Genomic DNA, 22,830 nt, shown 5'->3' on the forward strand with positions numbered 1-22,830 from the left:
AAACTTTATAATTATGAACTTTTCAAAGAAAAATCACGAACACTTTAATTGCAATAGCGAACACGTGAGTAAAACTTCAGTAAAATTTTTAATTTGCTTCATTATGGCACTTACCATTGCAGCCTTGACCTCGTGCCAAAAAGACAACCTTGAAGACGCGGTACTCACAGAAACCGTTCATGGAGAGCAGGGCGTCGCAGGCACGGCGGGCGAAAACGGACGAGACGGCGAAAAGGGCGATACCGGGGAACAAGGGCCACAAGGAGAAAAAGGAGAGAGAGGTCCTCAAGGCGAACAGGGGCCACAAGGAGAAATCGGAGCCGCAGGAGCAAATGGAGCCGATGGGGAAGATGGAAATGCCAATGTTCGATCGTTTAAATTTAGCCTTACAAGTGTAGCCTCATCGCACCATACCATCGAAATGCCGCAATTGACCACCGAGGTAATGGAAAATGACGTTATTCTGACCTATTTACAATTTTCAAGACCGCTTTTGTTGACATATCAACTACCTGCCACGATAAATGTCGGTCTTGGCGGAGGGCGAAGCCTTGCCGCGGACATTTCGGCATCACTTTGGGTAGGTGAAATTACATTATCGCTAAAAAAACCAGGGGAGCTGACCAGTCTTATGGATTCCGATATTCGTGCCGGGGACTTAAAAACCCTACGGGTCGTCATCATCAAATCGACAGAAAGCACAACTGGAAAAACTGCTGAACAAAACGTTCGGGCAGAACTAAAGTCGGCGGGAGTTAACATTAGCAATTATGATGAAGTGGCGCGATATTATGGTATTGATTAATCTAATCAACTTTAAAAATTAGAAATTATAAAAGCACGAATGAAATTTTTTACGATAACGGTCATGGCCTTGACCCTTGGTTTGGCCTCATGCTCAAAATAAGGCGATATCGGCCCTATTGGCCCAGAAGGATTACAAGGTATCCAAGGTGAGCAAGGGCTTCAAGGAGAACCTGGGCAAGATGGCGAGGAAGGTAATGCGAATGTAATTATATCTAACTGTATTGAAGCAATAAGAGATTATTTTGGCCCCATTGCAGAAATGAATACCCCTCTATCGGAAATTGCCCCGTCAATCATAGAAAGTAGTGTCGTATTGGTTTATATGAAACTAAATGGTTTTCACGAACGTATTTGGCCATAAGGCCACGCCTCTTTACCCCCCATAACTATCGAAACGGAAAGTTCTGAATAAGCATTTACCTATTTTTTAGTAACGAAAACTTAAATATACAATATCGTATAAGCCCTATTGTTGAGTTTAATTCGTTTCCTTCGGATACTGAATTTGGACATGGAATTAGACCTTCTAACATGGCCAAAAAAACAACAGCGTATATTTTTCTATGTTGGAATATTATGAGTTGATAGATTATATAGGTTGATATACTAAAGGTCAAATAACAAAAAACCACGGCACAAACCGTGTTTTTTTTATGCCCGAATGTTAACCTTGGCATACGTGTTTCATAAAATGACAAACAAATAAATAACAAACATTATGAAAATTACTAAAGTTTATACAGCAGTTTTAGCCTTAACATCATTATTGTTTATCAATTGCAGCAAAGGTGACGATGATAATGGCGGGAATCCACCGGTTCAAGAAACCCCAACGATTGAAGGTACTTGGAAGGTCGTAACCAATAACTACTTTGACGATTCAAAATATTTCATAATCAATGAAGATAATACCTTACACATTCTTTACGAAGACAACCTTGGTTTCAAGGGTGCCCAAAATGCCAACTATACCAATAACGAAGAAGAACTTCAACTGACCATAAATTTTGGATACGCCTCTTTATTGGCCAATTATACCGTCAGTAGTGATGACCTTGTTCTCAATTTCCCCGATGGTAGCATTTCCTTAACAAAGGAAACAACTGCCCTAGACCCCGACAACTGGATCAAAAAGCTAAAAATCATTAACGAAGGCGATGCCCCTTGGACCGAAAGCATCGATATCGCATGGAACGGCAGCCAACTCGTTATAGGAAACGGATACGAGGCCGAAGCTATCGGACTCGTAAACCCTGAAACATTTGCCCTAGAAGGTACCATTGCTACCACTAGAAGCGCATTTGCCGTCGAAATCGAGAACTATGATGACGAGGAAAAATACATTTTTCAAAGTGACAACGGGAACAACAAATTTCATATGTACGATTTAGCGGATAACACACATGAGGATGAGTCCCTCCCATTAGGAAGTTGGATACACGGCTTGGCATCTATAGATCACCAGACCATATGGGCTTCCAGTAACAATGAAGATTCTATTTACCTCTATGACTATGATTCGAAAACCATTTTACAAACCATCGACCTTGAAGAAAAAAGTCCAAACGGCCTAGATTATCAAGCCGGCTATCTTTATATCTGTGCCAGTGGTCAACTCTATAAGTGTGATGTTTCCGATGGCTTTGAGGTTATAGAGTCGTATACCCTACCCGACTATTCAATAACGGGCATAGCTTATGATGGCAGTTACTTTTGGGTATATGCGGAAAAGAACAGTGAAGGCAAACTCGTTCAGTTAGACCTAAGCATCTAAAGAATTGAACCGCGCATCTAACTTTTATAGCCCATACTGGCGTCTATTAAAAAAAATATAATAAACCCGAAAAGCAAAAATCATGAAAATTTTAAAATATATAACGGTATGTACCCTCTTTCTAAGCTTCCTTTCTTCTTGTGATAAAGACTTGGTCGGCGAGGCCAAGGACCTTGAAGAAGGACCGACCAAAGGACTTCCCGAAGACGACAGTCTGAGGCTTGAAATCACGACCGTGACCCATGAAGACCAAATGGGCAGTTTTTACGACAATGGAATAGTAGAATTTCAAGGTAAAATATGGTCCGTGGCCGGATATAACAGCTATAGCTTACCAAATTGCAACAGTGATATCTGGAGCAGCGATAATGGTATCAATTGGCGTAGTGTAACTTCAAACCACTTTGGAGCGAGAAGGGGACATGCGACCGCGGTTTTTAAGGACAAGATTTGGGTCATAAGTGGCATAAATACAGATGCTTCTCCTTGGGTGGAATACGGCGATATATGGTCTTCAACCGATGGGGAAGCATGGACACAAGAATTGGAACACGCCCCATTCGGGCATATGTTCTACCCTAGTTTAACCGTCTTTCACGACAAGATGTTCATTATAGGCACATCGTCTTCTGATGAAATGGTGGTCTGGTCGACCGCCGATGGCATTTCATGGAACTTAGAGGCCTCTTCCCCTTTTCCGAAAAGGGAATCGCATCAGACCGTAGTCTTTAATGATAAAATGTATGTTATAGGGGGGCAAACCGCAGGTCACGCCTATAATGATATATGGAGCAGCGATGACGGTGCTACCTGGACCAACCTCACCCTGTCCGGCGATGTGTTTTCCAGAAGGTTCGGCCACGGAGTCACGGTATACGACAATAAGGTCTGGGTACTTGGCGGAACAGGTATTCTTACAGGGCCTTATGCCGACCTCTATTATTCGGAAGATATGGAAGAATGGACCCAATATACCGATTTAGGCCCATCACCTACTCCGCTGAGCAATTTCGCCACGCTTACCTACAATGGGGCCATTTGGATCTTTGGCGGTTACGACAACCGCGAACCCATTGGTGAAATCGTTACGCTCAAAGCCATTTAATTAGTCTCTATAAAGACACTTCCATATCGATAAGCCTCTTTATTAATTCTTGGAAGAGGCAATCAATTTCAAAGTGGTTTTCTAAACGAAGGACCGAAATCCGAAAGAAATACTTTCATATAAACAAAAAACCGAGTTAGACTCGGTTTTTTTTATTCCGATGTTAACCTATGTGCTTTCCTTACATAGAATAGAGAACCCTATAATGAAAGAACATGGACACTTATGAAAAATTTGAATTCCTTAAAAGGATACTCATCCTTGCCTTTATGGTAACGATATCGATCCTGATCACACTTGTGGCCTAAATTCCGACTCGACCCTATACTTCGCAACACTTGCCCATTAACAACTTAAAAGCTTCAATTATGTACACGACAAAACACCTCTATTCAACTTTAAGAAAATTTGCCACTATAGCTTTCTTACCTTTTCTTATGGGAAGCTGCGAAACCGAAATACCTTTGGAAGACAGCGACCCGCCAAACTTTAGTATTCAAATTACGGGAGACGGATTTAGCGAAACCTTTGACCAAGACACCGATTTCGACAGCTTTCAATTGAATCTTAAAAGAGAGACCACCTATGATTTTATATTGACCGGAGCCGACCAAGGCGGGTTAAAACGTTTGGAAATGTATTTTACCCCTGATTACATTGATATGAACGCCAACCTATACGGACCTTGGCAAGTGACCACCCTAACATTCCTGACAGATTTGATTTCTTGGAACGGCAATCGCTCTTCTCCCCTTACCGGAACAGTGTTAGACGGTTCGTTCACCACCAAGGGCGACAATGTTTCCTTGGAAATCTCCCTCTACCTATTAGACTATGGCGGTGACTCTGGAAGTTCGAACAGTTCCAGTGCTGCACTAAATATCTTTATTGACGACCACGAAACGGAAATCGTGTTTTTCTAAATAGATTCGGCGCACCCTATCCCCTGTATTTCATTTTATTATATGATGTTAACCTTAACTTACGTTATGCATAAAACACCAAACGCATAAATAACAAGCATTATGAAAACCACATTTAAAATTTTATTCTTGAGTTTTTTCAGTATCGCAGCACTAACGACTTCCTGTTCAAAGGATGGGGATACTGGCCCAATAGGCCCCCAAGGAGAGCAAGGACCGGCAGGCGAACAAGGTGTGCAGGGCCCAGAAGGACCAGCAGGGGAAGATGGCAACGCCAATGTAATCGCTTCCGAATGGTTTCCCTTAACTTTTGAAAAAACCATGGTAAACGAACTGCCGCATTTTAATGGCAACAAAGCAGTTCCGGAAATTACTTCTGAAATCGTTGAAGAAGGAACAGTAATCGTTTACGGCAAACTAAACGGTTATACCGAAAACGTTTGGCCGACCGACAAAGTAGCCCAATTTCCGATTACGCTCATGTACAATGCCTTGGGAAATACCCAAATCGACATTTATAAAGCGTTTATTTCTGAAGGAAACATACAATTCAACGTTACCGAAAACTATGATATCCATGGTGGTGTAAGCCCATATCATATGTATAGGTATATTATCATCCCAACAAACTCGGTTACGGAAAAATCCCAAAATCCCAACTTTAGCAAAATGACCTACCGTGAAGTTATGGACCATTTTGGACTTGATTATTGATGAAATCATTTACAAAATGAAAAACCGAGGCCTACACCTCGGTTTTTTTATGCGCCGATGTTAACCTTGCTATAGCCTATTCCATAAAAAGCCAAACGTATAAATAACAAGTATTATGAAAACTACATTGAAATTGCTATTCATGACTTTTTTGAGCATTACTGCACTGATTACTTCCTGTTCAAAAGATGGGGATGTCGGTCCAATAGGGCCACAAGGGGAGGAAGGCCCAATTGGCCCCCAAGGAGAGCAAGGTGAACAAGGACTCCAAGGTGAACAGGGCCCACAAGGACCAGCCGGTGAAAACGGGGAAGATGGGGAGGACGGCAACGCCGAAGTATATTACAGCGATTGGATTCCTGCCAATTTTACGGGCACCTCGGAAACTATACAATATATGGGAATCGATTTTCCTGCTTCTATGGAATCCGCCTTTAGAATTAAAAACACCCATATTGTTTTGGTCTATTTCACCGGTTACGGCGACGGCAACGTTTACCAACTACCTGTTCTCAATTTTAGAGGGGCCCAATTTACCTTTGGCTATGGTTCTGGCAGTGCCGCTTCAGAGGATATCAACATATATGCAAGATCAACAAGCACCAGTCCGCTGAGCGAGTACGCCATAAGCCCTGAACGAGGGAATAGGTTCCGTTACCTTATCATTCCCCCGAACATACTCATCTCTTCAAAAGGGAATACACCGGATTTTAACAAAATGACCTACCGTGAAGTTATGGACCATTTTGGACTTGATTATTGATAAAATCATTTACAAAATGAAAAACCGAGGCCTACACCTCGGTTTTTTTATGCGCCGATGTTAACCATGACCTATGAAAAAGCCTTCCCATAGTTATTTCCAAAGAGGTTATAATGGATATTGATGAAATCAATGTTGGGTCCCTCGTTGTAGAAGTAATATCCGATTCTGGCCAAACGCTAGACTTTAGATTTATTCTTGTTAAAGGCAATCTAGCCGGAAAAACAGAAAGGGAAAACATTAAAAAAATGACTTACGAAGAAATTATGCAGTATTTTGGCTTGGAATAGTAATGTGCTTTCTAAGCAAAGAAAAAAACCTCGGTTACACCGAGGTTTTTTTCTTTGCAATTGTTAACCTTCATTAACCACCACCATTAAGATACTATAATCTTAAAACAAAAAATTATGAAATTTACAATGAAATTATTAGGTATGGGCTTAGTAGTATTGGCCCTAATGTTTACATCTTGTGCAAAAGATGGTGAAGATGGCATGGATGGAGCCATGGGCCCCGCAGGTACCAATGGCATCGATGGAACTGATGGCACAGACGGTGCTGATGGTGCTGATGGTGCTGATGGTGCTGATGGCAATGCCAATGTCATGGCCTCTGAATGGGTTGTAGCGGATTTCGCGGACACATGGTCTTTCTCCAGAGCTTCGGTAACCATAAACGATCCCAATATTACACAAGAAGTATTGAGTACCTATACCATTTTAGGTTATTTTTCCTTTGATGATTCTTATACTGATATTTATGCCATACCATTTACCGAACCTTTATTAAGATCTTTTACCATGGAACAGAAAATGGCTGTCGGAGAATATACTATTACCGAATTCGGCAATCTGGATACCGTAGGCACTATTGACCCCATAGATGGTTTTGTGCGTTATATATTGATAGCACCTGCAGCACTTTCAGGTAAAGGAGGAAATGGCCATAGTATAAAAGGTATGCAGGAAAATGGCGTAGATCTTTCCAATTATTATGAGGTCATGGATTACCTTGGAATGGACTACTAAATCTTAAATTTTAAACATAATAAAAAAAACCTCGGCTCACGCCGAGGTTTTTTCTTGTTCTATTATTTCCGCTTCGAAAAGGGCTTCAAAATGTTTCAGCAACTTTCCTTTTACTTCGTTCAGGTCAACTTCTTTTTTCCCTAATTCTACATTTAAAGAAGTAACGGCCTTATCCTTTATACCGCACGGGATCATCAAATCAAAATACCCTAAGTCGGCATTGACGTTCAAGGCAAAACCGTGCATGGTGACCCAACGGCTGGCCCGCACGCCCATGGCACATATTTTTCGGGCAAATGGCGTTCCTACATCGAGCCAAACCCCGGTCTCTCCTTCCGAGCGCTCGGCCTTCACCCCATATTCGGCCAAGGTCAAAATTACCATTTCCTCTAAAAACCTAAGGTACTTATGGATATCGGTAAAAAAATTGTCAAGATCTAAAATTGGATATCCTACTATCTGCCCGGGGCCATGGTAAGTGATATCACCTCCCCTATTTATTTTATAGAATTTGGCTTTTTTGGCGGCAAGCTCTTCTTCGCCCACCAAAAGGTTGGCCAAATCACCACTCTTGCCCAAAGTATACACATGGGGGTGTTCTACAAATAAAAAGTGATTGGGGGTCGGCTCATCGGCCTCTTCCCTTCGGTTCTTGATCTTTAAGTCTACCGTTTGCTTAAACAGTAATTCTTGATAGTCCCAAGTTTCCTTGTAGTCTTTCTGTCCGAGATCTTGAAAAAGCACCTTTTTGTTCATGGAACAAAGATACGAAAACAGACGGCCTATTTCTCTAACTCTACCTCAATGAGAACAGATTCTGGATCTTTCAAGATATCCAAAAAGTTGACCTCATAGATCATGGTCTTTCCATCCATAGAAAAAGTGGCCGCTTCGATATTCGTAGATTTTATCCTTTTTGGAAAGTGATATTTAAAGGTGTACGTAGAAGAAGAAAGAAACATTTCCGCACTTACCAGGCTATCGACGCTTTGCTGGAACAATTCTTGGTCTACAATGGCCGCTTCACGTTTGAACTTATTCTTATTAAAGGTATAATTTACTTTCGTAGCCCCATTAGCAGGATTTTGGGGCATAGGCTTGCTACCTGCCGCCGGCCCGACCGAACTTGCACTTTGAAGAGCATTAAAGGCATCGTTCACTTCCGATACATCCTTAAAATCGGTAAACATATTAAAGTTCATAATCCCATTGTCGGCATCTACCTTCACGTGCAGGCTAAAAGGCTCCAATCTTTTCAGTTCGGCCTGTTGTTCGGGCGACAATTGCGCTATACTATCTTTTTTCTCACGTAGTAAATCCTTGAACACTAGGGTCGAGTCAATAACCTCCCCCAATTTGGTAGAGTCGGAAGAAGGCATCATTTGCATCATTTCACTCCCATCAAAACCGATGTTCATCTTACCTGTTCCATCTTCGTTGAAATAAATTTCTTCCGTAAAATTACAGGCTACAAAAAAAACGGCAATACAAACCGTTACCACTACTTTTAATAATTTCATCTAAAATCGATTCTAGTTAGGATTGTTCAATATGATCAATGCGGCAATAACTCCCGGAACCCAGCCACAGAAAGTCAAAAGTAGGACAATAAAAAAAGACCCACAACCTTTTCCGATAACCGACAAAGGAGGAAAGATAATAGCCAACAAAACACGTAAAAAGCTCATTTTAAACAAATTTTTTGATTGATGATGTACCCATAAGACGTAAAAACGTCATTTTTGTTACATCCATAAAAGGAAAAAACAAGGTCATTTTTTGGGCATTTCAAGCAATCCTGCTTTATACATTAACGCAAACCAGACCGCTTCATTATAATTTCGTATTACATGATGCATAGAGTATACTGTCGATAGCGTATATTTGCAGCCTTAAATATTAAAAAATGCAACTTTCGGAACAAGAAATCATTAGACGAGAAAAACTGACCAAATTGCGCGAACTGGGCATCAACCCCTACCCCGCCGCCCTATACCCTGTAGATGCTACTTCAAAGCGCATTAAATCAGAGTTTGAAGAGGGTAAAAAGGTAGTCATTTCAGGGCGATTGATGTCGCGTAGAATTCAGGGCAAGGCTTCTTTTGCCGAGTTGCAAGACAGTGAAGGCCGGATCCAGGTCTATTTCAACCGTGACGAAATTTGTACCGGCGAGGATAAAAGCCTTTACAACGACGTTTATAAAAAACTATTGGACATAGGCGATATCATTGGTATTGAAGGGGAGCTTTTTACCACCCAGGTGGGCGAAAAAACCGTAATGGTAAAGAACTTTTCGCTCTTGAGCAAGTCTTTACGTCCGTTGCCCTTGCCCAAAAAAGATGCCGAAGGCAATGTTTTTGACGAATTCAACGATCCCGAAATGAGATACCGGCAACGCTATGTTGATTTGGTGGTCAACCCAAAGGTCAAGGAAACCTTTATCAAAAGGACCAAGATCACCAACAGTATCAGGGAGTTTTACAATAAAGCGGGATACTTGGAAGTTGAAACCCCTATTCTTCAACCCATACCCGGTGGTGCCGCCGCAAGGCCATTTTTAACGCATCACAATGCCTTGAACATTCCCTTGTACCTTCGTATCGCCAACGAGCTATACCTTAAAAGATTGATCGTTGGAGGTTTTGACGGAGTCTATGAGTTTTCCAAAGATTTCCGTAATGAGGGAATGGACCGTACCCACAATCCCGAGTTTACCGTAATGGAACTCTATGTAGCCTATAAGGATTACAATTGGATGATGGACACCACCGAAAAACTATTGGAAAAAGTGGCCATCGATGCCAACGGATCGTCAAAAGTTACGGTAGGTGAAAACGAAATTGAGTTTAAGGCCCCCTATGCGCGCGTACCTATTCTAGAGGCCATAAAAATCCACACGGGTAAAGATGTGGCCGGTATGGACGAAGAAGAACTACGTGAAACCGCAAAAGAATTAGGTATTGAAGTTGATGAGACCATGGGTGTCGGCAAACTGATAGATGAAATTTTTGGCGAAAAATGTGAGCACCATTATATACAGCCTACGTTTATTACCGACTATCCAAAAGAGATGAGCCCGTTAACGAAAGAGCACCGAGACAACCCTGCCCTGACCGAACGCTTTGAACTAATGGTCAACGGTAAGGAGCTGGCCAATGCCTATTCTGAGTTGAACGACCCCATAGATCAGCGCGAACGTTTTGAAGAGCAATTGAAGCTTTCCGAAAAAGGGGACGACGAGGCCATGTTCATTGACCAAGATTTCTTGCGTGCCCTTGAATACGGCATGCCCCCAACATCGGGTATCGGTATCGGCATTGACCGTCTGGTAATGCTCTTGACCAACAATTCATCGATTCAAGAAGTATTGTTCTTCCCTCAAATGAGACCGGAGAAAAAAGCGATAGCACTGACCGATGAAGAAAAGGCCATTGTAGAATTGTTGAAACCGGAAGGGGAAATGGAACTGTCCGACTTAAAATCAAAAGCCGGACTGAGCGGTAAAAAATGGGACAAGTCGATGAAGGCACTGAACAAACACGGATTGATCAGCGTAAATGTTGAGGGCGACAACAAAACCGTAGTCCTGAAATAAAAAAGACAAAACAACCTTTAAATACAAAGAGCCAATTCACAACAAAATGAATTGGCTCTTTTACTTTAAAAGGAATGCCTCCCCGAAGCCATACCCTATACAGCAAATTCCCCATCAAACTCTAGGACCATCACCCCATTGGCCACAAAAGGAAATTGCCATCCCAACCGCTACACCGCACCCCTCAGCTCTATAAAATTCGGGTTATCAATCGCTTTCAAACGACAATCACTATCTTTAGTACGAAAGCGTCACAAATTTTAACAACCTTGTCTTTAGGGGTTTTTCTTCAAAATAGCCTATAACTAACAACCGCTGTTGTACAAGTTGCATAATTTTTTGAATTCTTAACTTTTCAAGTTTTCTATATTGAAGGGTGATTTATAAGAAAAAATAAGACCTAAGTATGAAAAAGAGGACAATACATAATGGTTTTTGGTATCTTTTAAATTCGGTAGGGCTAATGTTATTAGGTAGCTGCCAATCTACTCCCCCTGTTGACTTTAGCACGCAGATAAAACCTATTCTTAACAACAAATGTATTACCTGCCATGGGGGCGTAAAAAAAAGTGGTGGCTTCAGTCTCTTGTTCGAAGATGAAGCTTTCGCTAAAACAGAATCGGGAGTAGCGGCCATCATTCCCGGAAATGCCGCCGGCAGTGAAATGATCAAAAGACTGCACGAAGAAGACCCCGAGCTTCGTATGCCTTACGAAAAACCCAAGCTCACCGACGAAGAGATAGACCTATTGACCCGTTGGATAGATGAAGGTGCGAACTGGGGCCAACACTGGGCCTATTCGCTTCCTGAAAAAGTAGAGGTCCCTCAAATTAATATCGAGGCCAGTCTGGCCCCTACCAGTACTTCAGACTTTGTACAAAACGATATTGACCATTTTATTCTTGCCCGGCTCGACGAGAAAAACCTACAGCCCAATCCTTCCGCAGAAAAAAATATAATCGCCAGAAGGTTATCCTTAGATATCATTGGCCTACCGCCCAGCCAAGAACTCCTCGACCGTTTTGAATCCGAAGAGCTGTCTTATGAAGATTTGGTAGACACTTTATTGAACCAAAAGACCTATGGCGAAAAATGGGCCACGTGGTGGTTAGACCTGGCCCGATATGCCGACTCCAAAGGATACGAAAAAGATATGGCCCGCAGCATTTGGCGCTATCGCGATTGGGTCATCGATGCCTTCAATCGCGACCTTCCCTATGACCAGTTTACAATTGAGCAATTAGCGGGCGACCTGTTACCAGAGCCCTCTCCCGACCAATTGATCGCCACGGCCTTTCATAGAAATACCATGAACAACGATGAAGGCGGCACCGATGACGAGGAATATCGCGTGGCTACCGTCATCGATCGTGTAAATACCACTTTTGAGGTATGGCAGAGCACCACTATCGGTTGTGTTCAGTGCCACAGCCATCCGTACGACCCTTTTAAATACGAAGAATTTTACAAGCTGATGGCCTTCTTTAACAACTCCCGTGACGAAGATACACCCGGTGAGTCGCCCGTTCTTAAATTCTATACGCCCGAACAACAGGAAAAGGTAGATAAGATCATCGAATGGACTACTAAGTATGGGGACGAGGCCTCCGCCAAAACCTACAAGGACTTTTTACAGTTTACAGAACCCGTCTATAAATCGCATTTTTTCAAGGAAATCAACAATGGCTCCTACGATGACCACGCCTCCGTGGTTTTATGGGACAAGGGAAATTGCATCATAGAAAACGGATACACCAACAATGCCAGTTATGTGTACCTCAACTATCGTTCGCACTATAACGGCACAAAAATCATTATCCGTGAAAAGGATGCCGAGGGCCCGATTATAGGCGAGTTCACCATCAACAAACAAAAACAGAATATTACGGCCCGCTTTCCTATAAAGAAATTGGACCGTCAGGGCGATATTTATATCGAAACCCATAATGCCAATGCCAAAAAGGAAGCCAACCTGATGAATCTCTATTGGGTGACCTTTATTCCTGATTTACCCGGCGAAGGCCAGGCCGGATATAGTGAAATGGGTGCTAACCTCATGGAGGCCCTTAACATGAAAACCCCGACCGTACCAATAATGGTTGAAAATCCGGATTACATGAAGCGTACTTCCCAACTGTTCGATCGCGGCAGCTGGATGTCGAAAACCGATACCGTAGAACCGGGCACCCCAGAGAGCTTAAACGCATGGAACCCCGATTGGCCCGCCAACCGACTCGGACTGGCCCAATGGATCGTAGATAAAAAAAACCCCTTGACCGCCCGCACCTTGGTAAATCGGGTATGGCACCAAATCTATGGCAGAGGCCTGGTCTCTACCGTAGAGGATATCGGCTCGCAATCGGATGCCCCTTCGCATCCGGCCATGCTCGATTGGCTTTCCCTACGGTTTATGAACGAGCACAACTGGAGTATAAAGAAATTGGTGAGGGAAATCGTGATGTCGGGCACATACCGACAGAGTTCCGAAAGTACTCCCGAAATGTATGAAATAGACCCCGAAAACGAACTTTACGCCCGTGGACCGAGAATGCGTTTGGGCGCAGAACAGATCAGGGACCAAGCCTTGGCCGTATCCGGACTTTTAAGCCCTAAGATGTACGGACCGGGCGTTATGCCACCCCAGCCCGATGGTGTTTGGCAAACGGTATATAGCAATGCCCAATGGGTCGAAAGCAAAGGGGAAGACCGATACCGCCGGGGTATATATACTTTTTTAAAGCGAACGAGCCCCTACCCTTCGTTCCTGACATTCGATGCGGGAAGCCGCGAAGTCGCCACGATTAGAAGAACCGTAACCAATACCCCCTTACAGGCCTTGGTTACCTTAAACGATCCCGTTTACTTGGAAACCGCCTACCATTTGGCAAAAAACAACTACAGGCCTGACGACATTGAAAAAAGTATTGCCCTGAGTTATAAAAAAGCAACTTTTAAGGAGATAAGTCCCAATAGACTAAAAGCCCTAAAAGCCTTATACCAGACTTCCTTGGCGGAATTCAACAAAAACAGTGAAGCTTCAAAACTATTACTTCCATTTGAAGAGAAGCCTACGGCCGAACTCAGTGCCCTTACCCTTGTGGCCAATGCCATTATGAACTTAGATGAATTTTTAACGAAAGTATAAGCCGTGAAAGACCAAATCGAAAGACTCATTCAAGAGAAACTGGCCCGAGAAGCACAGGAAAAGACCCGAAGGCACTTTATAAAAAGTTGCGCACAAGGACTTGGCGGACTGGCCTTGAGTTCCATTTTCATGGGATGCGACCCGCTCACGAAACCGAACAAAAAATCAGCGACCACATTTTCGGAACGCGACCTTAATCCATTGGCCACTTTGCCCCCACATTATGGTCCAAAGGTCAAATCGGTCATTTACCTGCACATGGCCGGGGCCCCATCGCAACTCGAAATGTTCGATTACAAACCCAAACTTCACAGCCTAGATGGCCAAGATTGTCCGCAATCTTTATTGGCCGGAAAAAAATTCGCCTTTATAAAAGGCACCCCAAAGTTAATGGGCCCTCAGGCCGAATTCAAACAAGAAGGCGATTCAGGCAATTGGGTCTCGAACTTTATGCCCCATTTTAAAAAGGTAGTAGACGATGTCGCCTTTTTAAAGGCAGTGCATACCGATCAGTTCAACCACGGCCCGGCACAACTTTTTATGCATACGGGTAGTGCCCGTTTAGGTCGCCCCAGTATTGGCGCGTGGGCCACATACGGCCTGGGCTCTGAAAACCAGAACCTACCCGGCTTTGTTGTTTTGACCTCTGGCGGAAACACGCCCGATGCCGGAAAAAGTGTCTGGGGAAGCGGATTTTTACCCTCCGTCTACCAAGGGGTGCAATGCCGATCTAAGGGCGACCCCGTACTTTATCTTGAAGACCCAGATGGTATTTCCAGGGATTTAAAGAAAAGCACCATAGACGCCATTACCCAAATTAACAAGGAGGAATACGCCAAATATGCCGATCCTGAAATTCTGGCGCGGATCAACCAATACGAAATGGCCTACCGTATGCAAATAGCGGTTCCCGAGGTTATGAATATCAATAATGAGCCCGAGCACATTAAGGAGATGTACGGGGTAGAACCCGGCAAAGAATCGTTTGCCAACAATTGTCTGCTTGCCAGAAAACTGGTGGAAGACGGGGTACGCTTCGTTCAATTGTTCGATTGGGGCTGGGACAGCCATGGCGTGATACGTTCGGGATCTATCGATAAGGGCCTCCGAAATAAATGTACCCAAATAGACCGGCCCATAACCGCCTTGATCATGGATTTGAAACAACGCGGACTCCTAGACGATACCCTAATCGTATGGGGAGGGGAATTCGGCCGAACGCCCATGCAAGAAAATAGGGGGAATAAAGAAATGCCCTTTAAAGGAAGAGATCACCACGGTGATGCCTTTACCATGTGGATGGCCGGCGGAGGCATCAAAAAAGGTGCTTCACACGGTCAGACCGACGATATTGGTTTTTCCGGAATCGAAGGCCGCGTATCGGTTCACGATGTACATGCCACTATTTTACACTTACTCGGTTTTGACCACGAAGAATTCACCTATGAATTTCAGGGCAGACCGTTTCGATTGACCGATGTAGAAGGCAATATCATCAAAGAAATTTTATCTTAAATAACAATTATAATAGCAACCCTACCATTTATGAGAATGCCACTGACCCTTGTTGTACTCCTTTTTTCCTTTATTGGACTTTCCCAAAAAAAACAATTACAGTTCTTTCAGACCGATTGGGGCCGACAGATTTCTTGGGATGCCTTTTGCGAAAAAACAAAGGCGGCCGGTTACGACGGCATAGAGACGTGGTTTCCTAGGGACAAAAAAAGCCAGAACGAACTAAAAACGGCCCTTGAGAAATACGATTTAAAAGTCGGTTTCTTGAACGGCACCAATAAATCCATTCCTTTTAAGGAAAGTTTAAAGCAATACACCGCCCATTTTAAAACCCTAGTCTCTTGGAACCCTGTGTACATCAATTGCCATACGGGAAGTGATTTTTTTACTTTCGAACAGAACAAGGCCTTTATTGACGCTGCCAACAAAATAGCCAAAGAAAGCAACATTCCTATTTATCATGAAACCCACCGCGGACGATTTAGCTTCAACCTTCCCGACACCAAAAAATACCTTTCGGCCATTCCTGAATTAAAACTGAACTTAGACATCAGCCATTGGATGGTCGTTCATGAGTCGCTTTTACAGAATCAAGATAAAGAGCTCGAAGAAATCGTAAACCGCTCACATCACATCCATGCCCGTGTAGGTCATGCCGAAGGCCCACAAGTAAACGACCCCGAAGCCCCTGAATGGAAGAAAGCCGTAGAGCGTCATATGGACATTTGGGAAAAAGTGATCCGTAAACAATGGGAAGGCAAAGACGTTTTTACGATTACTACCGAATTCGGTCCCGCAGACTATATGCCCACTTTACCCTACACCCAATTACCCGTGGCCGACCAATGGAAAGCCAATGTCTATATGATGAAGCTGCTAAAAGAACGATTCAATATCGATTAAACAATCAATATGGATGTTCTGAAACAACTTCTTGGAAGGTTACACCCCCTTGTGGTCCATCTACCGATAGGCTTCATTATTCTGGGGCTCCTTTTGCAAGCCTACGACCGTAAAAAGAAAGAATACAACGCGGTATTAGCCCTCATCTATCTGTGGGCCGGTATTAGCGCCAGCCTTGCCTGCCTTACCGGTTACTTACAATACCTGGGTGAAGGCTATGCCTTTGAAACGGTAAAATGGCATTTGTGGTCGGGCATTGCTACGTCCTTGTTTTCGTTTTTGATGTATGCCCAATTAAAAGGGATCCAAGCGGTTGATTTTTTATCGAAGCTCCCTATGGTGGGATGGTCCGTTCTCTTCTTTGTTTTGGTTTCCTTTACCGGCCACCAAGGGGGGAACATTACCCATGGAGAAGATTATTTGATCGAACCCCTACCGAATTCCATAAAATCGGCCTTAGGCTTTGAAACATTTGAGGAGAAAGAAATCAGTCTCAACGAAACCAATTGGCAAGAGGCCCTTATCTATGAGGATGTCATCAAACCCATATTGAACAACAAATGCGTGAGTTGCCACAATCCGAAAAAAGCCAAGGGCGAACTCCTGTTGAACTCAGAGGAAGGTATTTTGAAAGGAGGCGAGAGCGGAGCCGTAATCGAAGCCTCAAAAGCTTCGGAAAGCGAGCTGTTTACAAGGCTCGTACTCCCTATGGACAATGACGACCATATGCCTCCCGAAGGAAAGTCCCAACCATCAAAGGAAGAAATACAATTGGTACGCGCATGGATCGATGCCGGAAGCCCCTTTGAAAAAACCATTGCCGAATCAGGTCTTGATAAAGCGCTTTTTCTTTCCTTCTTTCCCAAAAAGGCAGATTTTGACCATCCGGATATAGAGATACCCGCTGCATCGGAAGAACACATCAAGGCTATAGAAAAGACCGGGGTTCATATCGACCCCATCAGCAAGTCGTCTAACTTCCTTAGTGTATCGTGCATCAACCAAGCTGCTTTTTCCGATGCCGACTTTGAAGCCCTACTTCCTATCAAGGAACAGATTTCAAGACTCGACCTGGGCCATACCAAAATTACCGATGCCGCTTTTTCTAAATTGGCCGAGCTACCTAACCTGACCATATTGTTATTGGACCATACCGCTATTACCGGAAAGGACTTGCACCTTTTGGCCCCACTCGAACATTTAAAATCGATCAACTTAACAGGCACTGCCTTAAAACCGGAACATTTAGAGGCTTTAAACGGATTCAAAAATTTACAACGGCTCTATTTGTTCGGCACCGAAGCCACGCCCAAGAGCGTAAAACTGAACAACCCGAAAATCAGTATCGATTACGGCAACTACCAGCTTCCTCCGATACCCTCGGACACCATTGTATATTAATTTTCATAAACAAAAGAAAAAACATAGCTTAGGACCACCAATTCAAAACTATGGAACCCAGTAAAAAAGCGGGACTCTTTTTAGGGCCCATTCTTTTTTTTATTATTCGCTTTTTACCGTTTGACCTGGTCTCCGAAAAAGGAGATGCCGTAATTGCCGTTGCCATCTGGATGGTCGTTTGGTGGATTACCGAAGCCGTATCGATCTCGGTAACCGCCCTACTCCCCCTACTTCTTTTTCCCTTTCTAAAAATAATGGACATCGGTGAGGTGGGCGCGAATTATGGCAGTCCAATAATCTTCTTGTTCTTTGGCGGGTTCGTTCTGGCCTTGGCCCTCGAAAAAGTGAACCTTCACAAACGCATAGCCCTGAACATCATTAAAATTACCGGTACCACCCCCAACAAGGTAGTACTTGGTTTTATGATCGCTACGGCGTCATTGAGTATGTGGATCAGCAATACGGCCACTACCGTTGTAATGCTTCCTATTGCTATGTCGGTCATTGGTCTTTTGGTCAACGATGCCGACGGCTTTACCAAAAGCGACAGGAATTTTGCCCTTTCCGTCATGTTGGGCATTGCTTTTTCGGCCAATGCCGGTGGGGTGGCCACGGTCATCGGAACACCGCCCAATTCGGTAATGATAGGCCTTTTGGAAAACGAATACAATATTGAGATCTCCTTTTTAAAATGGATGGTCATAGGCGTACCCTTTTCCGCCTTGATGATCTGGATCAGTTATATGGTTTTGGTGAAATGGATGTACCCGAATCGCGACCTCGTCTTTTCCGCTTCTAAGAATGTGATCAACGATGAACTCAAAAAACTGGGCCCCATGGGAGGGAAAGAAAAAATGGTGCTCGCTATTTTTGGGGTTACCGTTTTCCTATGGATTTTCAGGACGGTCATCAACGGTATATTCCCCGCACTGAAATTGAACGATACCATGATCAGTATCATGGCGGCAATTGCAATGTTCGCCATCCCCTACGACATAAAAAAGGGCGACTTTATCATTGTATGGAAAGACACCCAAAAATTAGCTTGGGGCATCTTGATCCTTTTTGGTGGCGGATTGGCCTTGGCCAAAGGTATGTCGATAAGCGGTATCGTTGACGTAGTATCGGGAGCAATAGGCAATAGCCACATCAGTGTTTTGTTTACGGCCATTCTTTTGATTACCCTTATGCTCTTTATGACCGAACTGATGAGCAACGTGGCCTTGATCGCCGTACTGGCACCCGTAGTAGCCGGTATTGCCATCGGCTTGGATATCCCTATACTATATCTATTGATTCCCGTTACCATAGCCAGTAGCTGTGCCTTTATGCTTCCTATGGCTACACCTCCCAATGCCATTGTTTTTGCCAGCGGCTATGTAAAGGTGAACGAAATGGCCAGGGTCGGTATTATATTGAACATCATTGCGGTAATGCTATTGGTCTTAATGTTCCAATTTGTAGTACCCCTCTTGTTCTAGTGGAAAAATGAAAATTCCGTATAAAACAAAACCCTGCTTAAAAGCGAGGGTTTTATTTAGCTAATCCATTAAAATTTTAAATGGTCAATTGTATTTTATATACGGATTAAATCCTTCGGGCAGATGTTCTTTTGTGTTGAAATTTAAAGATATTTCATCATTAACATCAATATAGTTGAAGTCTTCCACATGCGTAGGGTACGCATAGGCGTTAAAATCTACCGGAAGATACTTGGTCAGGTCACCTGTATCGTTTGCATCTTCCTCTATATAGGCAATGGCATCTAAATCAACATAGATATCGTTCGCATTAAAATCTTCGGGAAGATAATCCGACGTATCAAAGCCCAATTCAAAATCTACATCCTCATCGATATAGTCTATAGATTGAATGATCGATTCATCTTTTTCTGTAACGGGGTCAGCGGCAAAAACTCCGTTTGCGAATATAAGACCCAATAGTATACTTATTTTTAAACTCTTCTTGTTCATAACGTTGTACGTTTATTTACGAGCTTATATAACGCCTAATTGTGCCTTTATTGCTTTTCTATTTTTGTGGGACATTTCTTAATTATCTTGAAATCACCATATTCGCAATTTATGGCTCAAAAATGAGTCAACTTGCTATTTTAGCGTTTGCACTTTTGATTTCCCGACAGTATTTGTCAGGAATTTTTATGGCGGGAATTTTGAATATTTTTTTCCGTTTCCGGAAGCATCCATAAAGGCTGGCGAAAATCATCGGTTTTATAGGTCGTTCATCCGAACAAAGAACATAGGCTTAAGAAGTTAAAGGAAGAAAATCTCTTAGAAAGGGATTCTTTCCGTCCTACTATGCAAAGACTTAAACACTCAAAATTGTTATATTTACCCAATGAGCGGTAAGAGGTTTTTTTTCTACATACATTATAAAAGTCGAATCGAATACACCGATATTTTACCGCAATTCACTCCAACAAATTTTCAAATCAACATTTTACATGAACAAAACAACAATTGTTAGGTTCGTTTTTGCTTTAATGGTACTAAGTACTGCAACTACGGAAGCCCAAATTTTCAAGAAAAAGAAAGACCATACCGAAAGCGCCGACAGCAAGGGCGATGGTAAAAAGGAAAAGATAAAACCCTACAACAAGGTCATTACCAAAGCGGCCAAGTCTGACGAAGGGTTGTTTACCACACATATTGTCGATGAAAACCACTACTATGAAATACCCGATTCTTTGTTCAACAAAGAGATGTTGATGGTAAGCCGTATTTCCAAAACCGCCACAGGTATCGGTTTCGGGGGTGGCAAAATCAATACAAAGGTACTCCGCTGGGAAAAAAAGCCGACGAAAGTCCTACTTCGCGTCGTTTCCCACGGTATCGTGGCCGCCGATTCATTGCCCGTACATGAAGCCGTGGTAAATTCCAACTTTGAACCCGTTTTGTACGCCTTTGACATTAAGGCCGTCAAAAAAGATTCGGCCAACCCCACGACCGTCATACAAGTGAACGACTTCTTTGAAAAAGATGTCCAGGCTTTGGGTATGCCCGATTCGTATAGGGAAAAGTACAAGGTGTCACGTTTGGACGAAAGCAGGAGTTACATCGAATCCATTAAAAGCTTTCCCCTAAATGTTGAAGCACGCCATGTTAAGACCTATTTGGCCAAAAAACCGCCCAGCAATGGCAGTCTCGGCTCCATATCCATTGAAATCAACAACTCCATGATACTTTTGCCCGCCGAACCTATGAAACGTCGCTATTTTGACGAACGTGTCGGGTGGTTCGCCAGCTCCCAGACCGATTACGGATTGGATGTGCAAGAAAGTAAGACCGTAAAGTTTTTAGACCGATGGCGTCTAGAGGTCAAAGAAGAGGATTTGGAAAAATTTAAGAGGGGCGAATTGGTAGAACCCAAAAAACAGATCGTATATTATGTAGATAGGGCCACTCCCAAAAAATGGATCCCTTATATAAAACAAGGAATAGAAGATTGGCAGGTAGCTTTTGAAGAAGCAGGGTTCAAAAATGCCATTATCGCCAAAGAACCCCCTTCCGTTCTCGAAGACCCCGATTGGTCTCCCGAAGATGTTCGTTACTCGGTGGTACGATATTTGGCCTCTCCTATTCCAAATGCGAACGGACCCCACGTAAGTGACCCCCGAAGCGGTGAAATTCTGGAATCGGATATTAACTGGTACCACAATGTAATGACCCTATTGCGCAATTGGTACTTTGTACAGACCGCGGCCATAAACCCCGATGCCCGGGGAACACAGTTCAAAGATGAAATCATGGGACGCCTGATCCGTTTTGTTTCGGCCCATGAAGTGGGCCATACCCTGGGCTTGCCCCACAATATGGGAAGCAGTGTCGCCTATCCGGTCGATTCTTTGCGCTCGGTATCCTTCACCAAAAAATATGGAACGGCCCCATCGATAATGGATTACGCCCGTTTCAACTATATTGCCCAACCCGAAGATGGTGATGTTGCCCTCATGCCGAACATAGGCATCTACGATAAATACGCCATAAAATGGGGCTACAAACCTATTTTAGGGGTGTCTCCCGAAGAAGAAAATAAAATTCTGGACAGCTGGATACTCGAACATGCCGGTGATCCCTTGTACCGTTTCGGCCACCAACAAGTTGGCGATATAGTAGACCCAAGCGCACAGACCGAAGATTTGGGCGACGATGCCGTTAAGGCCAGTCTATATGGTATTAAGAATTTGAAGCGCATTGTTCCCAACCTTATAACTTGGACCAAGGAGGATGGAAAAACCTACGAAGACCTTAAAAAACTCTACGGTCAGGTCATAGCCCAATTCAATCGCTATATGGGCCATGTTTCGAATAATATCGGTGGGGTTTACGAATATCAAAAGACCTATGAACAAGAAGGTGCCGTCTACATACCCGTAGCGAAATCGCATCAACAAAACTGTATGGCCTTTCTACAGGAAGAACTTTTTGATACCCCACAATGGCTTATTGACCAAAACATCTTTAACAAGATCCAATATTCGGGTTTTGTGGAAGAAATTAGAGCGATGCAGACCCGAACTTTAAACAACATATTGAGTTTAGGAAAACTTCAACGTTTGATCGAAAATGAAACCGCCAACGGAGCGGAAGCTTATCGATTGACCGATATGATGAACGAACTCCGCGACGGTATCTGGTCAGAACTGAAGAGCGGAAAAAGCATTGATACCTATAGAAGAAACCTTCAAAAGGCACATGTAGAGCGATTGAATTATTTAATGACCGCAAAAGACCAAAGGAAGCTGCCGGAATTTGGCGGCTATCAAAAGTCGACCGTGGTTCATGCCAGCCAATCCGATATCCGTTCCGTGGCCCGTGCCGAACTGCAAATACTGCAAAGAAGCATTGAAAAAGCGATTATACGGACTTCCGATAGCATGAGCAAGTATCATTTACAAGACGTAAACGAACGAATAGAGCAGATTCTTGATCCTAAATAAGCAACGGACCTTATGGCTAATACACCATGACTCCCGAAAAAACTGACCGAAATTAGAAATAGACCAGTTTCCGTTGACAGGTTTCAAGACTAGCAATTGTCTAAAAGGCCAAAATTCGATCTTGATATATTAGGTATGAAACCTAGTTGTACAAAGCGCCCTTGAGGCAACATTGACGGCTAGAGTTTCATACCTTT

Annotated in this window: 19 protein-coding genes; 15 read left to right on the forward strand and 4 right to left on the reverse strand. The window is 43.3% G+C overall.

Annotation, left to right across the window (positions count from 1 at the left end; genetic code table 11):
• Positions 1-103 precede the first annotated feature (103 nt).
• The 8 genes from ZOBGAL_RS23895 (at position 104) to ZOBGAL_RS04490 (ending at position 7,114) form a co-directional block, all read left to right on the forward strand.
• A complete protein-coding gene (locus tag ZOBGAL_RS23895; RefSeq protein ID WP_052725474.1) occupies positions 104-805 on the forward strand; it encodes a collagen-like triple helix repeat-containing protein in 702 nt (233 codons plus the stop codon).
• Between the two features lie 720 nt (positions 806-1,525).
• The gene (locus ZOBGAL_RS04460) at positions 1,526-2,581 is read left to right on the forward strand and encodes a YncE family protein (RefSeq protein ID WP_013992313.1); all 1,056 of its coding nucleotides are present in this window, start codon (positions 1,526-1,528) and stop codon (positions 2,579-2,581) included.
• Positions 2,582-2,663: 82 nt separating this feature from the next.
• The gene (locus ZOBGAL_RS04465; protein ID WP_013992314.1) at positions 2,664-3,686 is read left to right on the forward strand and encodes a Kelch repeat-containing protein; all 1,023 of its coding nucleotides are present in this window, start codon (positions 2,664-2,666) and stop codon (positions 3,684-3,686) included.
• A 368-nt stretch (positions 3,687-4,054) separates the two neighbouring features.
• Positions 4,055-4,609: a hypothetical protein gene (locus tag ZOBGAL_RS04470; RefSeq protein WP_013992315.1), complete on the forward strand. Its 555-nt coding sequence runs from the start codon at positions 4,055-4,057 to the stop codon at positions 4,607-4,609.
• A 102-nt stretch (positions 4,610-4,711) separates the two neighbouring features.
• A complete protein-coding gene (locus tag ZOBGAL_RS04480) occupies positions 4,712-5,323 on the forward strand; it encodes a collagen-like protein (RefSeq protein WP_013992316.1) in 612 nt (203 codons plus the stop codon).
• A 115-nt stretch (positions 5,324-5,438) separates the two neighbouring features.
• A complete protein-coding gene (locus ZOBGAL_RS23500) occupies positions 5,439-6,086 on the forward strand; it encodes a collagen-like protein (protein WP_013992317.1) in 648 nt (215 codons plus the stop codon).
• 113 nt (positions 6,087-6,199) lie between these two features.
• On the forward strand, positions 6,200-6,376 hold the full coding sequence (locus tag ZOBGAL_RS23505) for a hypothetical protein (RefSeq protein WP_013992318.1): 177 nt from the start codon (positions 6,200-6,202) through the stop codon (positions 6,374-6,376).
• Between the two features lie 117 nt (positions 6,377-6,493).
• On the forward strand, positions 6,494-7,114 hold the full coding sequence (locus tag ZOBGAL_RS04490; RefSeq protein WP_013992319.1) for a hypothetical protein: 621 nt from the start codon (positions 6,494-6,496) through the stop codon (positions 7,112-7,114).
• Between the two features lie 36 nt (positions 7,115-7,150).
• Here ZOBGAL_RS04490 and lipB read toward each other — a convergent pair whose 3' ends face one another.
• From lipB to ZOBGAL_RS23015, 3 genes are read right to left on the reverse strand one after another with little or no spacing between them, the layout of a single operon-like run.
• The gene (lipB, locus tag ZOBGAL_RS04495) at positions 7,151-7,870 is read right to left on the reverse strand and encodes a lipoyl(octanoyl) transferase LipB (protein WP_013992320.1); all 720 of its coding nucleotides are present in this window, start codon (positions 7,868-7,870) and stop codon (positions 7,151-7,153) included.
• Between the two features lie 26 nt (positions 7,871-7,896).
• The gene (locus tag ZOBGAL_RS04500) at positions 7,897-8,634 is read right to left on the reverse strand and encodes a hypothetical protein (protein WP_013992321.1); all 738 of its coding nucleotides are present in this window, start codon (positions 8,632-8,634) and stop codon (positions 7,897-7,899) included.
• A 12-nt stretch (positions 8,635-8,646) separates the two neighbouring features.
• Entirely contained in the window at positions 8,647-8,802 is a 156-nt protein-coding gene (locus ZOBGAL_RS23015; RefSeq protein ID WP_076457143.1) for a YqaE/Pmp3 family membrane protein, read from the reverse strand.
• Between the two features lie 218 nt (positions 8,803-9,020).
• Between ZOBGAL_RS23015 and lysS the strand changes: the two genes are divergently transcribed.
• The 6 genes from lysS to ZOBGAL_RS04530 all read left to right on the forward strand — a co-directional run bounded on the left by lysS (position 9,021) and on the right by ZOBGAL_RS04530 (position 19,154).
• A complete protein-coding gene (gene lysS, locus ZOBGAL_RS04505) occupies positions 9,021-10,709 on the forward strand; it encodes a lysine--tRNA ligase (RefSeq protein WP_013992323.1) in 1,689 nt (562 codons plus the stop codon).
• A 406-nt stretch (positions 10,710-11,115) separates the two neighbouring features.
• The gene (locus ZOBGAL_RS04510; protein WP_013992324.1) at positions 11,116-13,854 is read left to right on the forward strand and encodes a PSD1 and planctomycete cytochrome C domain-containing protein; all 2,739 of its coding nucleotides are present in this window, start codon (positions 11,116-11,118) and stop codon (positions 13,852-13,854) included.
• Positions 13,855-13,857: 3 nt separating this feature from the next.
• The gene (locus tag ZOBGAL_RS04515; protein ID WP_013992325.1) at positions 13,858-15,369 is read left to right on the forward strand and encodes a DUF1501 domain-containing protein; all 1,512 of its coding nucleotides are present in this window, start codon (positions 13,858-13,860) and stop codon (positions 15,367-15,369) included.
• 30 nt (positions 15,370-15,399) lie between these two features.
• Positions 15,400-16,272, forward strand: a complete 873-nt coding sequence (locus ZOBGAL_RS04520; RefSeq protein WP_013992326.1) for a sugar phosphate isomerase/epimerase family protein — start codon at positions 15,400-15,402, stop codon at positions 16,270-16,272.
• Positions 16,273-16,281: 9 nt separating this feature from the next.
• Positions 16,282-17,673: a c-type cytochrome domain-containing protein gene (locus ZOBGAL_RS04525; RefSeq protein WP_013992327.1), complete on the forward strand. Its 1,392-nt coding sequence runs from the start codon at positions 16,282-16,284 to the stop codon at positions 17,671-17,673.
• Positions 17,674-17,723: 50 nt separating this feature from the next.
• Complete coding sequence (locus ZOBGAL_RS04530) at positions 17,724-19,154, forward strand: SLC13 family permease (RefSeq protein ID WP_013992328.1); 1,431 nt, start codon at positions 17,724-17,726, stop codon at positions 19,152-19,154.
• An 84-nt stretch (positions 19,155-19,238) separates the two neighbouring features.
• On the opposite strand, the gene ZOBGAL_RS04535 is transcribed toward ZOBGAL_RS04530, so the two are convergent.
• A complete protein-coding gene (locus ZOBGAL_RS04535; protein WP_013992329.1) occupies positions 19,239-19,646 on the reverse strand; it encodes a hypothetical protein in 408 nt (135 codons plus the stop codon).
• A 491-nt stretch (positions 19,647-20,137) separates the two neighbouring features.
• Here ZOBGAL_RS04535 and ZOBGAL_RS04540 point away from each other — a divergent pair, with 491 nt between their 5' ends.
• Positions 20,138-22,633, forward strand: coding sequence for a zinc-dependent metalloprotease (locus ZOBGAL_RS04540; protein WP_013992330.1), 2,496 nt, complete (start codon positions 20,138-20,140; stop codon positions 22,631-22,633).
• The last annotated feature ends 197 nt before the right edge of the window (positions 22,634-22,830 follow it).

The organism is Zobellia galactanivorans (assembly GCF_000973105.1).
Taxonomy (GTDB): Bacteria; Bacteroidota; Bacteroidia; order Flavobacteriales; family Flavobacteriaceae; genus Zobellia; species Zobellia galactanivorans.

Excerpts from the sequence above, each read along its gene's own strand:
- ZOBGAL_RS04535 (WP_013992329.1), bottom strand. The coding sequence starts at position 19,646 with ATGAACAAGAAGAGTTTAAAAATAAGTATACTATTGGGTCTTATATTC.
- ZOBGAL_RS04510 (WP_013992324.1), top strand. The coding sequence starts at position 11,116 with ATGAAAAAGAGGACAATACATAATGGTTTTTGGTATCTTTTAAATTCG.
- ZOBGAL_RS04520 (WP_013992326.1), top strand. The coding sequence starts at position 15,400 with ATGAGAATGCCACTGACCCTTGTTGTACTCCTTTTTTCCTTTATTGGA.
- ZOBGAL_RS23500 (WP_013992317.1), top strand. The coding sequence starts at position 5,439 with ATGAAAACTACATTGAAATTGCTATTCATGACTTTTTTGAGCATTACT.
- ZOBGAL_RS04530 (WP_013992328.1), top strand. The coding sequence starts at position 17,724 with ATGGAACCCAGTAAAAAAGCGGGACTCTTTTTAGGGCCCATTCTTTTT.
- ZOBGAL_RS04525 (WP_013992327.1), top strand. The coding sequence starts at position 16,282 with ATGGATGTTCTGAAACAACTTCTTGGAAGGTTACACCCCCTTGTGGTC.
- ZOBGAL_RS04500 (WP_013992321.1), bottom strand. The coding sequence starts at position 8,634 with ATGAAATTATTAAAAGTAGTGGTAACGGTTTGTATTGCCGTTTTTTTT.
- ZOBGAL_RS23015 (WP_076457143.1), bottom strand. The coding sequence starts at position 8,802 with ATGAGCTTTTTACGTGTTTTGTTGGCTATTATCTTTCCTCCTTTGTCG.
- ZOBGAL_RS23505 (WP_013992318.1), top strand. The coding sequence starts at position 6,200 with ATGGATATTGATGAAATCAATGTTGGGTCCCTCGTTGTAGAAGTAATA.
- lipB (WP_013992320.1), bottom strand. The coding sequence starts at position 7,870 with ATGAACAAAAAGGTGCTTTTTCAAGATCTCGGACAGAAAGACTACAAG.
- ZOBGAL_RS23895 (WP_052725474.1), top strand. The coding sequence starts at position 104 with ATGGCACTTACCATTGCAGCCTTGACCTCGTGCCAAAAAGACAACCTT.
- ZOBGAL_RS04490 (WP_013992319.1), top strand. The coding sequence starts at position 6,494 with ATGAAATTTACAATGAAATTATTAGGTATGGGCTTAGTAGTATTGGCC.
- lysS (WP_013992323.1), top strand. The coding sequence starts at position 9,021 with ATGCAACTTTCGGAACAAGAAATCATTAGACGAGAAAAACTGACCAAA.
- ZOBGAL_RS04480 (WP_013992316.1), top strand. The coding sequence starts at position 4,712 with ATGAAAACCACATTTAAAATTTTATTCTTGAGTTTTTTCAGTATCGCA.
- ZOBGAL_RS04460 (WP_013992313.1), top strand. The coding sequence starts at position 1,526 with ATGAAAATTACTAAAGTTTATACAGCAGTTTTAGCCTTAACATCATTA.
- ZOBGAL_RS04465 (WP_013992314.1), top strand. The coding sequence starts at position 2,664 with ATGAAAATTTTAAAATATATAACGGTATGTACCCTCTTTCTAAGCTTC.
- ZOBGAL_RS04540 (WP_013992330.1), top strand. The coding sequence starts at position 20,138 with ATGAACAAAACAACAATTGTTAGGTTCGTTTTTGCTTTAATGGTACTA.
- ZOBGAL_RS04470 (WP_013992315.1), top strand. The coding sequence starts at position 4,055 with ATGTACACGACAAAACACCTCTATTCAACTTTAAGAAAATTTGCCACT.